The organism is Streptomyces sp. 796.1 (genome assembly GCF_047525675.1).
Classification (GTDB): domain Bacteria; phylum Actinomycetota; class Actinomycetes; order Streptomycetales; family Streptomycetaceae; genus Streptomyces.
The window spans coordinates 22,777-36,445 of sequence record NZ_JBLIWA010000057.1; the positions used below are offsets into that span (position 1 = coordinate 22,777).

The 13,669-nt window shown below is 72.3% G+C and carries 15 protein-coding genes; 7 read left to right on the forward strand and 8 right to left on the reverse strand.

Translation table 11 applies throughout. From position 1 onward, the window contains the following. Positions 1 to 818 precede the first annotated feature (818 nt). Together ACMA1D_RS29210 and ACMA1D_RS29215 are read left to right on the forward strand one after the other, a co-directional pair. On the forward strand, positions 819 to 1,457 hold the full coding sequence (locus ACMA1D_RS29210; RefSeq protein WP_349996435.1) for an IclR family transcriptional regulator: 639 nt from the start codon (positions 819 to 821) through the stop codon (positions 1,455 to 1,457). Between the two features lie 169 nt (positions 1,458 to 1,626). After that, positions 1,627 to 2,415 (forward strand): S16 family serine protease, encoded by a 789-nt coding sequence (locus ACMA1D_RS29215; protein ID WP_414726998.1) that lies wholly within the window; start codon positions 1,627 to 1,629, stop codon positions 2,413 to 2,415. A gap of 12 nt (positions 2,416 to 2,427) precedes the next feature. Here ACMA1D_RS29215 and ACMA1D_RS29220 read toward each other — a convergent pair whose 3' ends face one another. The 5 genes from ACMA1D_RS29220 to ACMA1D_RS29240 are packed head-to-tail and all read right to left on the reverse strand — an operon-like array spanning position 2,428 to position 6,860. Then, positions 2,428 to 3,537, reverse strand: coding sequence for a glycine betaine ABC transporter substrate-binding protein (locus ACMA1D_RS29220; RefSeq protein WP_414726999.1), 1,110 nt, complete (start codon positions 3,535 to 3,537; stop codon positions 2,428 to 2,430). After that, positions 3,534 to 4,412: an ABC transporter permease gene (locus tag ACMA1D_RS29225; RefSeq protein WP_414727000.1), complete on the reverse strand. Its 879-nt coding sequence runs from the start codon at positions 4,410 to 4,412 to the stop codon at positions 3,534 to 3,536. The genes ACMA1D_RS29220 and ACMA1D_RS29225 overlap by 4 nt, the downstream gene beginning before the upstream one ends. Next, positions 4,409 to 5,737 carry a betaine/proline/choline family ABC transporter ATP-binding protein gene (locus ACMA1D_RS29230; protein ID WP_414727001.1) on the reverse strand — a complete coding sequence of 443 codons (1,329 nt, stop codon included), beginning with the start codon at positions 5,735 to 5,737 and terminating at the stop codon, positions 4,409 to 4,411. Before ACMA1D_RS29230 ends, ACMA1D_RS29225 begins: the two co-directional genes overlap by 4 nt. Then, positions 5,730 to 6,377, reverse strand: a complete 648-nt coding sequence (locus ACMA1D_RS29235; RefSeq protein WP_414727002.1) for an ABC transporter permease — start codon at positions 6,375 to 6,377, stop codon at positions 5,730 to 5,732. The genes ACMA1D_RS29230 and ACMA1D_RS29235 overlap by 8 nt, the downstream gene beginning before the upstream one ends. 15 nt (positions 6,378 to 6,392) lie before the next feature. Further along, positions 6,393 to 6,860 (reverse strand): Lrp/AsnC family transcriptional regulator, encoded by a 468-nt coding sequence (locus ACMA1D_RS29240; RefSeq protein WP_414727003.1) that lies wholly within the window; start codon positions 6,858 to 6,860, stop codon positions 6,393 to 6,395. 175 nt (positions 6,861 to 7,035) lie between these two features. Here ACMA1D_RS29240 and hppD point away from each other — a divergent pair, with 175 nt between their 5' ends. After that, positions 7,036 to 8,181: a 4-hydroxyphenylpyruvate dioxygenase gene (gene hppD, locus ACMA1D_RS29245; RefSeq protein WP_414727004.1), complete on the forward strand. Its 1,146-nt coding sequence runs from the start codon at positions 7,036 to 7,038 to the stop codon at positions 8,179 to 8,181. Between the two features lie 188 nt (positions 8,182 to 8,369). Here hppD and ACMA1D_RS29250 read toward each other — a convergent pair whose 3' ends face one another. Together ACMA1D_RS29250 and ACMA1D_RS29255 are read right to left on the reverse strand one after the other, a co-directional pair. After that, positions 8,370 to 8,669, reverse strand: a complete 300-nt coding sequence (locus ACMA1D_RS29250; protein WP_414727005.1) for a hypothetical protein — start codon at positions 8,667 to 8,669, stop codon at positions 8,370 to 8,372. 109 nt (positions 8,670 to 8,778) lie between these two features. After that, positions 8,779 to 9,072, reverse strand: a complete 294-nt coding sequence (locus tag ACMA1D_RS29255) for a hypothetical protein (protein WP_414727006.1) — start codon at positions 9,070 to 9,072, stop codon at positions 8,779 to 8,781. A 490-nt stretch (positions 9,073 to 9,562) separates the two neighbouring features. On the opposite strand from ACMA1D_RS29255, the gene ACMA1D_RS29260 reads away from it, so the two are divergent. The 3 genes from ACMA1D_RS29260 (at position 9,563) to ACMA1D_RS29270 (ending at position 12,186) form a co-directional block, all read left to right on the forward strand. Beyond that, positions 9,563 to 10,930: an FAD-binding oxidoreductase gene (locus tag ACMA1D_RS29260; RefSeq protein ID WP_349996652.1), complete on the forward strand. Its 1,368-nt coding sequence runs from the start codon at positions 9,563 to 9,565 to the stop codon at positions 10,928 to 10,930. Positions 10,931 to 11,069: 139 nt separating this feature from the next. Continuing rightward, the gene (locus ACMA1D_RS29265; protein WP_414727007.1) at positions 11,070 to 11,324 is read left to right on the forward strand and encodes a hypothetical protein; all 255 of its coding nucleotides are present in this window, start codon (positions 11,070 to 11,072) and stop codon (positions 11,322 to 11,324) included. 469 nt (positions 11,325 to 11,793) lie between these two features. Further along, the gene (locus tag ACMA1D_RS29270) at positions 11,794 to 12,186 is read left to right on the forward strand and encodes a VOC family protein (protein ID WP_414727008.1); all 393 of its coding nucleotides are present in this window, start codon (positions 11,794 to 11,796) and stop codon (positions 12,184 to 12,186) included. Between the two features lie 14 nt (positions 12,187 to 12,200). Here ACMA1D_RS29270 and ACMA1D_RS29275 read toward each other — a convergent pair whose 3' ends face one another. Continuing rightward, entirely contained in the window at positions 12,201 to 12,680 is a 480-nt protein-coding gene (locus tag ACMA1D_RS29275; RefSeq protein WP_349996657.1) for an SsgA family sporulation/cell division regulator, read from the reverse strand. Between the two features lie 358 nt (positions 12,681 to 13,038). Between ACMA1D_RS29275 and ACMA1D_RS29280 the strand changes: the two genes are divergently transcribed. After that, positions 13,039 to 13,669: DUF2510 domain-containing protein (locus tag ACMA1D_RS29280; RefSeq protein ID WP_414727009.1), on the forward strand; the 631-nt coding region annotated here is incomplete at its 3' end.

Below are 13,669 nucleotides of genomic sequence, written 5' to 3' on the forward strand. Positions count from 1 at the left end.
GTCGCCCAGCAGAGGCGCCCCGCGGGACCGCCCCGCGGGCGCCCGCAGACCACGGCCACCGGGCCGGGCACGCCATATCGGCGCGCCCGGCCCGGTCGCGGTTTCGCCCCGGGGGAGCGGGGGACGCGCGCGAGGTCGCGCGGCATGCGGGGAGACGTACGGGGCTGCGCGGGGCTGCGGAGTAGTGCACGGAGACGTACGGGACTGCGCGGAAGCACGTGCAGGTAGGCGAGATCGTGCGGAGCGCGTGAAGATGCGCCGGGTCGTACGGGACCGTACGCGGCGGGCGGGGGCGCGGACGCTAGTACGGAATGCCGGAATGCCGGAATGCCGGGATGGGGATACGGAATACGCGATGCGGAGGCCAGACCGGGCCCCGCCGTGACGTGCCGGGCGCTGGCCGCGGGCCCTCCGATGCGGCCCGCCGAGGGCGCTGCCCACGAGCCGGTGCGCCCCGGCGGACGGCGGGGCGGCGGCGTAGGACGGCACCGCCAGACGACCGAGCCGGCGGGGGCGCACGGAGTGGTACGGGGCGCGGCCGACGGCGCGGGGGAGCCGCGCCAACTCGGGCCATCGACCCCATATCGGGGCGGAGACCAGGCGCGAAGCAGAAGCCGACTGACCGGATTGTGGACGAAGTCTTCCGCTGAGCGAACCCGCTCGCTAGCGTTCCCCCACGCACACGCCCCGTGGCAGCGCCGCCGCGGAGCGCGGCCGGTGCGTGCGAACCGCGACCGGTGGCCTCGTCCGGCGCGCTGCCGATGGGACCGGTGGCGCGGAAAACCGGAACGCCACCCCTCACCCGAGAAGGGGGCGTCGTGACCGCGGAGACCTCTCAGACGCTCGACCGAGGGCTACGTGTCCTCAAATTACTCGCCGACACCGATCACGGGCTGACCGTGACGGAACTGTCCAACAAGCTTGGCGTCAACCGCACCGTCGTCTACCGACTGCTCGCCACGCTGGAGATGCACGCCCTCGTCCGCCGCGACATCGGCGGCCGGGCCCGGGTCGGGCTCGGCGTGCTGCGCCTCGGCCGCCAGGTCCATCCGCTGGTGCGCGAGGCGGCCATGCCCGCCCTGCGCGCGCTCGCCGAGGACATCGGGGCCACCGCCCACCTCACCCTGGTGGACGGCGCCGAGGCGCTGGCCGTCGCCGTCGTCGAACCCACCTGGACCGACTACCACGTCGCCTACCGGGCCGGCTTCCGGCACCCGCTGGACCGCGGCGCCGCGGGGCGGGCCATCCTCGCCGCCCGCAACGGCCTCGCCGACAGCGGGTACGCCCTCACCCACGGCGAACTGGAGGCCGGCGCCTGTGGCGCGGCGGCCCCGCTGCTCGGGGTGACCGGCATCGAGGGCAGCGTGGGCGTGGTCATGCTCGCCGAAGCGGTGCCCGAGCGGGTGGGCCCGCGCGTGGTCGAGGCCGCGAAGGAGGTGTCGGACGCGCTGCGCTGACCCTCCGCCGTCCCGGGCCGGTGCCAGGCCCGGGCGGCACACCCGCCGGGCCGCCGGGCCGGTGCGGCCAAGCCTGCCGGCCGGAGCCGCCGGGCCGGTGCGGGCTCCCCCGCCCGCCGGGGCCGCCGGGGCAGTGCGGCCGACCCCGCCGGCCGGGGCGTCCTTTAGGGTGGCGGGCGTGTCTCCTCGCGCTCGTATCCTCGCGGTCTGCTCCACCCTCGTCGTCGCGCTGCTCGCGGTCGCCGCGCTGGCGCCGCTGCCGTTCTCGATCGCCTATCCCGGGCTGACCGCGAACGTGCTCGGCACCGACCGGGGCGAGCCCGTGATCACCATCACCGGCGCCGAGACCCGGAAGACCAGCGGCCAACTGCGGATGACGGCCATCGTCGCCACCGGACCCGATGCGGATATCCGGCTGAAGGACGTGGTCAGCGGTTGGTTCAACAAGGGCCGTGCGGTGATGCCGCGGGACTCCGTCTATCCTTCGGGCGACTCGCCCGAAGAGGTGGACCGGCACAACCGCAAGGAGATGGAGGAGTCCCAACACACCGCGGTCCAGGCCGCGTTGGGCTATCTGAACCGTTCACCCAAGGACGTCAAGGTGACCCTGCGGCTGGCCGGCGTCGGCGGGCCGAGCGCCGGGCTGATGTTCACCCTCGGCATCGTCGACAAGCTGGACGGCGACGGCCGCGGCGGCGACCTCACCGGCGGCCGGGTCATCTCCGGTACGGGCACCATCGACGCCGACGGCAAGGTGGGCCCGGTGGGCGGCGTCGGCCTCAAGCCGAAGGCGGCCAAGCGGGACGGCGCCAGCGTCTTCCTGGTCCCCAAGGAACAGTGCTCGGACGTCACCGAAGAGCTTCCGAAGGGCCTCAAGCTCATCCCGGTCAAGGAGCTCAAGGACGCGGTGACCTCCCTCCGTAACCTCGCGGCGGGCAAGCCGGTCCCCTCCTGCTGACGCCGCCCCCGCTCAGCCCTTCCTGACGAAGCCCTCGTCGACCAGCCAGTCCAGTGCCACGTCGTGCGGGTCCTCGCCGTCCACGTCCACCCGGGCGTTGAGGCGTTGCGCGATCGCATTGGTCAGCCGGCGGGTGATCGGGGCCAGCACCTCCGCGATCTCCGGGTGCTTCCGGAGCGCCTTGGCGTTGACGGACGGGGCCGCGTTGTAGTTCGGGAAGAAGTGCCGGTCGTCCTTCATCGTCAGCAGCTTCATCGCCGGAATGCGGCCGTCGGTCGAGTTGACCTCGCCGAACGTGCAGGTCGAGCCCTTGCGGACCTCCCGGTAGATGACGCCGGCGTCCATCTTCTTCACCCGTGAGCCGGGCAGGTCCATCCCGTACGCCTTGCGCATGCCGGGCAGCCCGTCCTCGCGGACCGCGAACTCGGTGTCCACGCAGAACGTGATCCGCCCGCCGCGCCGGGTCGCCGCCGCCACGTCGGACAGCGTGCGCACGCCGTACTTCTTGGCGTTGGCCGCATTGACCGTCGTGGCGTACGTGTTGTTGAGCCGGGCCGGCTCCAGCCAGGAGACGCCGTGCGCGCGGTCCTGGTCGCGGACCGCGCGCCACTGCGCGGCCGGGTCGACGATGGGCTTCACGTTGCCCAGATAGGTGATCCACGCGGTGCCCGTGTACTCGTACATCGCGTCCGCGTCGCCCGACTTGATCGCCTCCCGGGCGCCGATCGAGCCCTGGATGCCGGTGCGGTCGAGGACCTTGGCACCGGCCGCCTGGAAGGCGATGCCGAGGATCTGGCCCAGGATGATCTGCTCGGTGAACTCCTTGGACGTCACCGTGAGGTCGGCGCCGGCCAGCGGCTCGCCGCGGCCCACCGTACCCGGCCGCACGTCGTCGGCCATCCTGCTGCCGCTGTGCAGCCCGCAGCCGCCGAGCAGGGCGGGGGCCAGCAGCGCCGCCGCGACCCCGACGGCGAGCGGGGCCCGCCCGCGACGCCCGCCCCCGCCCGCGGCCGGGACGCCCGCCGCCGGGGCGCCCGCGGCAGGTGCGCCGGCGGCCGGGAGGCCCGTACCGAATGCGCCCGTACCGGATGTCCCCGTACCGGACGTGTCCGTCGCGCTCATGCGTCCCCCTCCAGGCCGCGCGGCCGAAGCAGCAGTTCGACCACCGAGGCCAGCCAGTCCACCAGCAGCGCCAGCGCCACCGTGAGGATGGAGCCGAGCACCAGGATCGGCGTGCGCTGGTTGTTGATGCCGGTGGCGATCAGGTCGCCGAGGCCGCCGGCGCCACCGAAGTACGCGAGCGTCGCCGTGCCCACGTTGAGCACCAGCGCCGTCCGGACGCCCGCCAGGATCAGCGGCACCGCCAGCGGCAACTCGACCCGGCGCAACACGCCGACGGTCGACATCCCGATGCCCCGGGCGGCCTCGATCAGCGTCGGGTCGATCGCGCGCAGCCCCGCGATGGTGTTGGCGAGCACCGGAAGGACGGCGTACGCGACCATGCCGACCAGGGCCGCCTTCGTCCCGATGCCCAGCCAGATCACCAGCAGCGCGAGCAGTCCGATCGCGGGCGTGGCCTGCCCGACGTTGGCGACGGCCAGCACCACCGGGACCGCGGGGCGCAGCGCGCGCCGGGTCAGCGCGATGCCGAGCGGGATGGCGATGAGCAGGACGAAGAAGGTGGAGACGGCGGTGAGTTCGATGTGCTGGCGCAGCCGCAGCCACACGTTGCCGTCGGCGATGGCGTTGCGCGCGATGGAGTCGAGTTCGGCCCCGCGGAACCACAGCCAGGTGACCAGCAGCCCCACGGCGACGGTCGCCGGTAGGAAAGTGAGCTTCTGCCAGGTCACCCGGGGCGCGGGGGTGACCCGGTGGGCCTGGTGGGGCTGCGTCGGCCCGGCCCCTATGCCCGATCCGTCCCCGGTGGCCCCGTTGTCCCCGGCTTCTCCAGTGTCCCTGGCGTCCCGTACGCCGCCCGTGCCCCCGGTGCCGCTCATGCCGGGCCCGCCCGGTGCGGGCCGTGCGGGCGGTGGCCGCCGTGCGGGGCGCCGGGCGGCTCGGCTTCGGGTACGCCCTCCTGTTCCCGGTGCGTCTGGTGGGCCCGCGCCTCCTGGAGCTCGTGCTGGTGCTCCACCGCGTCGAGCCGGTCCGCCTCCAGGAGCTCGTGGACGGAGTTCATCAGCGTCTCCATGTCGACCACGCCGGTGTACTCGCCGCGCCGCCCGGTCACCGGCACCCGGCCGGCGTTGTCGGTCAGCACCGCCTCCAGCGCGTCGCGCAGCGTGGCGTCGCGGGTCACCGTGTCGTGCACCAGCGTGCCGGCCCGGGCCAGCGAGCCCTTGGCGCGGCTGAGGTCGCTGCGCCGCAGCCACTTGTACGGCCGGCGCTGCCGGTCGAGCAGCAGGACCTCGTTGACCGCGGCGGACCGGAACAGGTCGAAGATCGACTGGAGCGGGTCGTCGATCACCGCGGTGGGGATGTCCTCCACGGCCACGTCGCGCACCCGGGTGAGGTTGAGCCGTTTGAGTGCCGCCCCGGCGCCGACGAAGCCGGAGACGAAGTCGTCGGCCGGGTTGGTGAGGATCGCCTCGGGCGTGTCGAACTGGGCGATGTGCGAGCGGTCGCGCAGCACCGCGATCCGGTCGCCGAGCTTGATCGCCTCGTCGAAGTCGTGGGTGACGAACACGATCGTCTTGTGTAACTCGTGTTGCAGCCGGATCAGTTCGTCCTGGAGGTGGTCGCGGGTGATCGGGTCCACCGCGCCGAACGGCTCGTCCATCAGCAGCACCGGCGGATCGGCGGCCAGCGCCCTGGCCACCCCGACCCGCTGCTGCTGGCCACCGGAGAGCTGGCGCGGATAGCGGTGGTGGAACTCGCGCGGGTCGAGCCCGACCAGGTCGAGCATCTCCTCGATCCGGGCGCCGACCCGGGCCTTGGGCCAGCCGACCATCTTCGGCACCAGGGCGATGTTCTGCGCCACGGTCATGTGCGGGAACAGCCCCGACGACTGGATGGCGTACCCCACCTTGCGGCGCAGCTTGACCGGGTCGATGTCGGTGACGTCCTCGTCCCCGATGCGTATGCGGCCCGCGGACGGCTCGATCAGCCGGTTGATCATCTTCAACGTGGTGGACTTGCCGCACCCGGACGGGCCCACGAAGACGACCGTCTCGCCGGCTCTGATGTCCATGCTGACGTTGTCCACGGCGGGTGCCTGGCTGCCCGGGTAGCGCTTGGTCAGGTTCTCCAGCGCGATGGTCGCCCCGGTGGTGGCGCCGCGCGCGGGGGCCCCGGTCGGTTGGCTGTTCGTGGTGTCAGGCACGTATCCCCCTGGAGATGGTCAGGCGTCCGATCAGCACGTACACGGCGTCGAAGAGCAGCGCGAGCAGCACGATGCCCAGCGTGCCGGCGAGCACCTTGTTGACCGCGTTGGCGCTGCCGAGCGAGGAGACGCCGCGGAAGATCTCGTTGCCGAGCCCGGGGCCCGAGGCGTACGCGGCGACGGCGGCGATGCCCATCAGCATCTGGGTGGAGACCCGGATGCCGGTGAGGATGGGCGGCCAGGCCAGCGGCAGCTCCACCCGCACCAGCCGGGCCAGGCGCGACATGCCGAGCCCGCGCGCCGCGTCCACCAGGTCCGGGTCCACGCCGCGCAGCCCGACGATCGCGTTGCGCACGATGGGCAGCAGCCCGTACAGCACCAGCGCGGTCACGGTGGGCGCGACGCCGAGCCCGACCAGCGGCACCAGCAGGCCGATCATGGCCAGCGAGGGCACGGTGAGGATGGTCGCGGTGACGGTGACGGCCAGGTTGCCGGCCCATTCGCTGCGGTAGGTCAGCACGGCGATGAGCACCCCGATGACGGTGGCCACGACCATGCACTGGAAGACGGCGCTGGCGTGCTGGTAGGTGTCCAGCAGCAACTGGGTGCGGCGGCTGTCGACGTACTCCCAGAAACTCATCGCGGCTCTCCTCGGTCAGTCATCGGCCGCCTGCTTCACCAGCGGGATGATCCGGAGCGGGACGGGGTTCTCCATCACGATGGCCGTCGAGGCCCGCACGATGCCATCAAAGCCCACAACCCGGTCGATCACCCGTTGGAGATCGGCGTTGGAGCGGGCGACCAGGCGGCACAGCATGTCGCCGTGGCCGGTCGTGGTGTGCAGTTCCAGCACCTCGGGGACGGTGTGCAGATGGCTGCGGACGTCCTCGCCCTGGCCCTGCTTGATCTCCAGCGTGGCGAACGCCGTCACCGGATAGCCCAGCGCGGCCGGGTCCACCTGCGGCCCGAACCCGCGGATCACCCCGCTCGCCTGGAGCCGGTCGAGCCTGGCCTGCGCGGTGCCGCGCGCCACGCCGAGCCGCCGCGACGCCTCCAGGACGCCTATCCGCGGCTCGTGCGCCAGCAACTCGATCAACCGCCCGTCCAGTCGGTCAATGCCCATCGCGAACCTCCCCGTCCCGGTGCCGCGCACCCCGTCTTGTGCCCATGCGACCTGGCCACCTCCATGATGGTCATCCTGTACAGATCGTCCGGCAGAACTCAGAAACCACTAGTCAGATTGCCCAGTGGAAACACAAACTATTGCGCACCTTGTGGTTCGGAGAGAGCCTGCCGCTATGACAGAGACCATCGATCAGTCCCCCGAGACGGCCAGGCAGGCCGACCCCTTCCCGGTCAAGGGAATGGACGCGGTCGTCTTCGCCGTCGGCAATGCCAAGCAGGCCGCTCACTACTACGCGACGGCCTTCGGCATGAAGCTCGTCGCCTACTCCGGACCGGAGAACGGCAGCCGCGAGACCGCCAGTTACGTGCTGGTGTCGGGCAGCGCCCGATTCGTGCTGACCTCCGTCATCAAGCCCACCACCGACCGCGGGCGGTTCCTCGCCGACCACGTCGCCGAGCACGGCGACGGCGTCATCGACCTCGCCATCGAGGTGCCGGACGCCCGGGCCGCGTACGCCTACGCCGTCGAGCACGGCGCCACCGGCGTCGAAGAGCCGCACGAGGTGAGCGACGAGCACGGCACCGTGGTCATCGCCGCGATCTCCACCTACGGCAAGACCCGGCACACGCTGGTCGAGCGCTCCGGCTACGACGGTCCGTACCTGCCCGGTTTCGTCGCGGCCAACCCCATCGTGGAGCCGCCGGCCAAGCGCACCTTCCAGGCCATCGACCACTGCGTGGGCAACGTCGAACTCGGCAAGATGGACGAGTGGGTCGGCTTCTACAACAAGGTCATGGGCTTCACCAACATGAAGGAGTTCGTGGGCGACGACATCGCCACCGAGTACTCCGCGCTCATGTCCAAGGTGGTCGCGGACGGCACCCGCAAGGTGAAGTTCCCGCTCAACGAGCCGGCGATCGCGAAGAAGAAGTCGCAGATCGACGAGTACCTGGAGTTCTACAACGGCCCCGGCGTCCAGCACATCGCGCTGGCCACCAACGACATCGTGGCCACGGTGCGGGCCATGCGCGCGGCCGGCGTGCAGTTCCTGGACACCCCGGACTCGTACTACGACACCCTCGGCGAGTGGGTCGGCGAGACCCGGGTGCCGATCGAGACGCTGCGCGAGCTGAAGATCCTGGCCGACCGCGACGAGGACGGCTACCTGCTCCAGATCTTCACCAAGCCCGTTCAGGACCGGCCCACGGTCTTCTTCGAAATGATCGAGCGGCACGGCTCGTTGGGCTTCGGCAAGGGCAACTTCAAGGCCCTCTTCGAGGCCATCGAGCGCGAGCAGGAGCGACGCGGCAACCTCTGACCGCGGCGCATCGCCTGCGGGTTGCGTACGGGCTGATCGCGTACGAGGCCGACCGCGTGCGGCACTTGGCCGCGTACGGCCGCACTGCGCACCGCGCCTGCCGCCTGCGGCGCCGACCGCGCACCACGACGCTGCCCGGTTCCCCCACGGGAGGGGGAACCGGGCAGCGTTGGTGAGCGCGTCGGGCTTCAGCGCTGGTAGGCGCCGATGTCCGCGACGTCGGACAGGGTGCCCTTGTCCTCCTTGACGACCTGGCTGTCGCGGATCTCGTCACAGTTGATCGCGTCGTTGTCGTTCAGCAGGTCGATCGGCACGTTGACCAGGCCGACGTTGATCCGGTCGACGTCGATGCAGGCGTGCGGCAGCAGGTTCACGTTCTGCGAGTAGTCGCCGCCGCTGGTGTCGGACGCGGAGGCGGGGGAGGCGCCCGCAACGGCAGCGGTCGCGGCACCGGCCATGGCAATGGCGGTAAGGGCCTTCTTCAGCACGGGGAATCTCCTCGGAGCATGGGTGGGGCGACGGGGGTGGCCAGAGCTGGCCAGGAGGGGCGCGGCCCGTCCCTGCCGCTTGCAAGGGCGGGACCGGGCCGCACGAACGTCAGCTCTGGTAGGCGCCGACGTCGAGCAGGTCGGACAGCGGGGCCTTGTCTTCCTTGTTGACCTGGCTGTCGCGGATCTCGTCGCAGTCGATCGCGTCGTTGTCGTTGAGGGCGTCCACCGCCACGTTCACCAGGCCGACGTTGACCCGGTCGAGGTCGATGCACGGGTGCGGAATCAGGTTCACGTTCTGCGAGTAGTCGCCGCCGCTCGTGTCCGATGCGGTGGCCGGGGCCATTCCCGCACCGGTGGCGGCGGCAGCGAGCGCCGCGCAGGCGAGAGCCTTCTTGAGCATGGAATTCCTCCTGGTCGGATTGCGGCGCCAACTGGTGGAGCCGACACCGCAGGCAACGCGCCCCGCCCCGGGGAAGTAGTGGACCGTTACTCCAAGTGGTGAAGCATGCCCCCCTCACGTGTGATGACCGCGCGGGTCGGCTTGCGCCTGGCCCCTCACGGTCGCTATCCGGAACCCCGCGCCCCGGCTTGCTCGTCCCGTGAAATCCCTCCACGCAAGGCTCTGACCAGGCATGATGTGGGGGCGCTTGTTGGCGGTTCGGCGACTCCGGTGGTGCGCGGGCGGCCCGAGCGGCATCCGGTACGGGATCGCGGTCGGCGCATGCATGCCCCGGCGGCGGGCGGCTGACGCGTACCGGGGGTGATCGGGGCGTACCGGGGGTGACGGGGCGGGGACGGCCGGCGGGCGACGGACAGCGCCCCTCGCCCCACCGCGGCGACCCGCCCCCGGCCACCTTCCGCGGGCCACCCGCCGGTGCGAGGCTTGGCCCATGGACGATCTCGTGACGCGACTGCGGGCCGAGCTCCCCGCCGATGCGGTGCTCACCGACCCCGACATCACCGGCTCCTACGCCAACGACATGGCCAGCTTCTGCGCGGCGGGCGTGCCCGCCGTCGTCGTCCTGCCCCGCACGGTGGAGCAGGTCCAGCACGTGCTGCGGACCGCCAGCGCGCTCGGCACCCCGGTCGTCCCGCAGGGTGCCCGTACCGGCCTCTCGGGGGCGGCCAACGCCTCCGCCGGCTGCATCGTGCTCTCGCTGGTCAAGATGGACACGATCGTGGAGATCAACCCGGTCGACCGGACCGCCGTCGTGGAGCCGGGCGTGGTCAACGCCGCCCTCTCGCGCGCGGTCGCCGCGCACGGCATGTACTACCCGCCCGACCCCTCCAGTTGGGAACAGTGCACCATCGGCGGCAACATCGGCACCGCCTCCGGCGGGCTGTGCTGCGTCAAGTACGGCGTCACCGCCGAGTACGTGCTCGGCCTCGACGTCGTCCTCGCCGACGGCCGGCTGCTGAGCACCGGCCGCCGCACCGCCAAGGGCGTCGCGGGCTACGACCTGACCCGGCTGTTCGTCGGCTCCGAGGGCACCCTCGGCGTCGTCGTACGGGCCGTGCTCGGGCTGCGCCCGGCCCCGCCGCAGCAGCTCGCGCTGGCCGCCGAGTTCCCCTCGACCAAGGCCGCCTGCGATGCCGTTTGTACGATCATGGAGCGCGGCCACGCGCCCTCGCTGCTCGAACTGATGGACCGCACCAGCATCCGGGCCGTCAACGCCATGACCCAGATGGGCCTCCCCGAATCCACCGAGGCCCTGCTGCTCGCCGCGTTCGACACGCCCGACCCCGCCGCCGACCTCGCCGCCGTCGCCGAGGTGTGCACCGCCGCCGGGGCCAGCGAGGTGGTGCCGGCCGAGGACGCGGCCGAGTCCGAACTGCTGCTCCAGGCCCGGCGGCAGACGCTGCCCGCGCTGGAGCGGATCAGGCCGGCCACGATGATCGACGACGTGTGCGTGCCCAGGTCCCAACTGGCCGCGATGATCGACGGCACCGCCGCCATCGCCGACGCGTACGACCTGACCATCGGGGTGTGCGCGCACGCCGGCGACGGCAACACGCACCCGGTCGTCTGCTTCGACTCCGCCGACCCGGACGAGACCCGGCGCGCCCGCGAGTCCTTCGACGCGATCATGGCGCTCGGCCTCGAACTCGGCGGCACCATCACCGGCGAGCACGGCGTGGGGCTGCTCAAGAAGGAGTGGCTGGCGCGCGAACTCGGCCCGGTCAGCCTGGAGTTGCACCGCGGCATCAAGTCCGTCTTCGACCCCCGGGGCATCCTCAACCCGGGCAAGCTCTTCTGACCCCGGAGCGGCAACACCGGGCGACGCGGGTCGCCCATTGGAGGGGCTTCGCGAGGAATGTGCCGTGTCGGGCGTGCCCCCCGCGCGCGGCGACTGTTTACGTGGCGAAGTCCTTCACCTCTCGAAAGAGGAGCCTCACATGCGCATGCGTCAGGTTCTGGCGGTCACCGCCTCCAGCTTCGCCCTCGTCGCCGCGGCCGGCGTGGTGACCACGGCGTCGGCGGCCCAGAGCTTCGGTGACCTCGCCGTCGCCAACGACACGCACGGCGACGAGCACTACAACCTGCACGTCGAGAAGACCCAGAAGGCCACGGGCAACGTGTTCCCGTCCTACGGCCCGCACCAGCTCGGCAGCAACCAGTTCGCCAACCGGTCGCTGGCCAGCCAGATCTGACCTCCCGGCGCACCACGGGCCCGGTCCGCACCCACCGTGCGGGCCGGGCCCGCGCCATGCCCCCGTACGGGCCCGCGCCGCACGCACCCGTCTCGTACGGGCCCGCGCCGCGCGCCCTCGCGGCGTACGTGTCCGCCCGTACGCGCCAGTCCCGTACGCACCCCGCAGCACACGCCCCGGTGCCCCGACCGCCGCACGCAGCGGCCCCCTCCACCCGGCAGGCCCGCCCCACCCGGCCGCCCACCCCGCCGGCCCGCGGTCGGGCCGGTCCGGCGGGGGAGTGCGGGCGGGCTAGGGCCAGGGCCCGACGTCGGCCGCCCGGCCTGCGGCGCGGCCGGGGTCGGGCGGTGGTCGGCGGTGGGCCGCCGGTCGTACGGCCAAAGCCCGATGGCCGGCCGGCGAACCCCCGCGTAGCGTCACTGTCAGTCAACTCCCCTGCTGCACAAGGGGAGATCACCAGGGAGGCACCATGGCTGCGCGCCTTGACCACACCATCATTCACAGCTCCGACAGCGCCACCTCCGCCCGGTTCCTGACGGACCTGCTCGACGCCCCCGAACCCCGGCCGTTCGGACCCTTCGTCGCCGTCCCCGTCGACGGCGGGCTGACGATCGACTACGCGGACTTCATCGTCAAACCCGAGCAGATCGTCCTCCAGCACCTGGCGTTCCTGGTCTCCGAGGCCGAGTTCGACGCCATCTACGGGCGCGTCCGGGAGCGGCGGTTGCCCTACTGGTCCGAGCCCGGCCACGAAGGCCCCCAGCAGATCAACCACCGCTCCGGCGGTCGCGGCCTGTACGTGGACGACCCCGACGGCCACGCCATCGAATTCCTCACCGTCAGTGAGGGGCCGCGGGTCTGACACCCCGCGCACCCCTACGCCCCATGGCCCTCCGGCGATTCGTCGGAGGGCCACGGGCCGTGCAGCCACCAGTCGTCGCCCGGGGTCGGCGTCAGCAAGGCGTTCAGCGCGTCGTCGATCCCGAGCCGTTCGCTCTCCGAACCCGGCGCCACCACCCGCAACGTCCGCTCAAGCCAGGCCGACACGATCGGCGCCGACGCCTCAAGGAGCGCGTCGCCGTCCGGCGAGCTCAGCGCCATGCAGACCACGCTGCGCCCGTCGATCTTCGTCGGCCAGATCCGGACGTCCCCCTGCCCGCAGGCCCGGAACACCCCCTCCACCAGCAACTCGCGGGCGAACGTCCAGTGGACGGGGGAGTCCGAGCCGACGTGGAAGGTGATGTGCACGGCGTACGGCTCGTCGGTGCGGTAGACCAGCTTGGCCGGTACCGGGATGCTGCGCTCGGGCGACAGCACCAAGTTCAGTTCCATGTCTCGTTCCACCACGGTGTGCATGCGGTGCGCCCTCTCTGCTCTGCGATTTCGTCGGTTATGTCGTCTCAAGCGCAGGCCGCCTCGGGGCGACCCGCATGGGTTAGAGCGCGCTGCCCCCTGCACCATTACGCGAGTTCTCACATTCGGTCGGATTTTTTTCTGAACCCGCCCGCATGCGGGTGGTCGGTGGGTATGCGGACCCCGACGCCGGGGGCCGTCTGGTAGACCTAGGGGCCGTGCTGCGGGGCCGGGTGGCCAGCCGACAAGGTCACGGAGCGCCTGTTCACCGCGCCACGCCTGTGCGGCAGACTGCGTAGCGCCCCCCACCGCACCAACAGCTCGGCCGGACCGGCCGAGCAGATACGGGACATCGGAGACCATGAGCGCGCCCGGCGACAGCGGCCCCACGCAGGGCTACTACCCCGACCCGTCCATCCCCGGGTACATCCGATATTGGGACGGCACCGCCTGGGTGCCCGGCACCAGTCGGCCCGCGCCGAGCGAGGGCGAGCCAGCGCCCGCCCCGCCGACCGAGTCCGCAGGACCGGGCGCGCAGCCGACCCCCAGCGAGCAGCCGCCCATCGACTCCACCCAGCAGGCCGGCCCGCTCCCGGACCAGACGGGCCCGGTCTTCTTCGACGAACAGCCGGCCGCCGGCGGGCTGCGCGGGGCGCTGCCCGAACTGCGCCCGCGCGGCGAGGTGGACGTCCGCACCGAAGCGCTGGGCCAGGGCGCGGCGCCGACCGGCGAGACCGGCGCGGTCCCCTGGTACGACCCGCAGCAGGGCCCCGGCGCGCCGGCCGGGGCCGGCGGCTGGTACGCCGACGCCTCGCACCAGGCGGGCTTCGGCGGCGACGCCGACCAGCGGGTGTCCTGGGGCGCCGAGGACGCGGCCGGCCGCCCCGCCGATCAGGCCACCGCCGCGGTCGACCCGCGCGTGGTCCCGCCCACCGGCATCGGCCCGGCTCCGTCGGCCGGCGGCGCCACCGGCCCCGCCGGCGGGCAGCAGC

Bases quoted from the DNA above. Each gene is read 5' to 3' on its own strand.
- hppD (WP_414727004.1), top strand. From the start codon at position 7,036: ATGACAGAGACCATCGATCAGTCCCCCGAGACGGCCAGGCAGGCCGAC.
- ACMA1D_RS29270 (WP_414727008.1), top strand. From the start codon at position 11,794: ATGGCTGCGCGCCTTGACCACACCATCATTCACAGCTCCGACAGCGCC.
- ACMA1D_RS29275 (WP_349996657.1), bottom strand. From the start codon at position 12,680: ATGCACACCGTGGTGGAACGAGACATGGAACTGAACTTGGTGCTGTCG.
- ACMA1D_RS29220 (WP_414726999.1), bottom strand. From the start codon at position 3,537: ATGAGCGCGACGGACACGTCCGGTACGGGGACATCCGGTACGGGCGCA.
- ACMA1D_RS29260 (WP_349996652.1), top strand. From the start codon at position 9,563: ATGGACGATCTCGTGACGCGACTGCGGGCCGAGCTCCCCGCCGATGCG.
- ACMA1D_RS29240 (WP_414727003.1), bottom strand. From the start codon at position 6,860: ATGGGCATTGACCGACTGGACGGGCGGTTGATCGAGTTGCTGGCGCAC.
- ACMA1D_RS29235 (WP_414727002.1), bottom strand. From the start codon at position 6,377: ATGAGTTTCTGGGAGTACGTCGACAGCCGCCGCACCCAGTTGCTGCTG.
- ACMA1D_RS29255 (WP_414727006.1), bottom strand. From the start codon at position 9,072: ATGCTCAAGAAGGCTCTCGCCTGCGCGGCGCTCGCTGCCGCCGCCACC.
- ACMA1D_RS29225 (WP_414727000.1), bottom strand. From the start codon at position 4,412: ATGAGCGGCACCGGGGGCACGGGCGGCGTACGGGACGCCAGGGACACT.
- ACMA1D_RS29265 (WP_414727007.1), top strand. From the start codon at position 11,070: ATGCGCATGCGTCAGGTTCTGGCGGTCACCGCCTCCAGCTTCGCCCTC.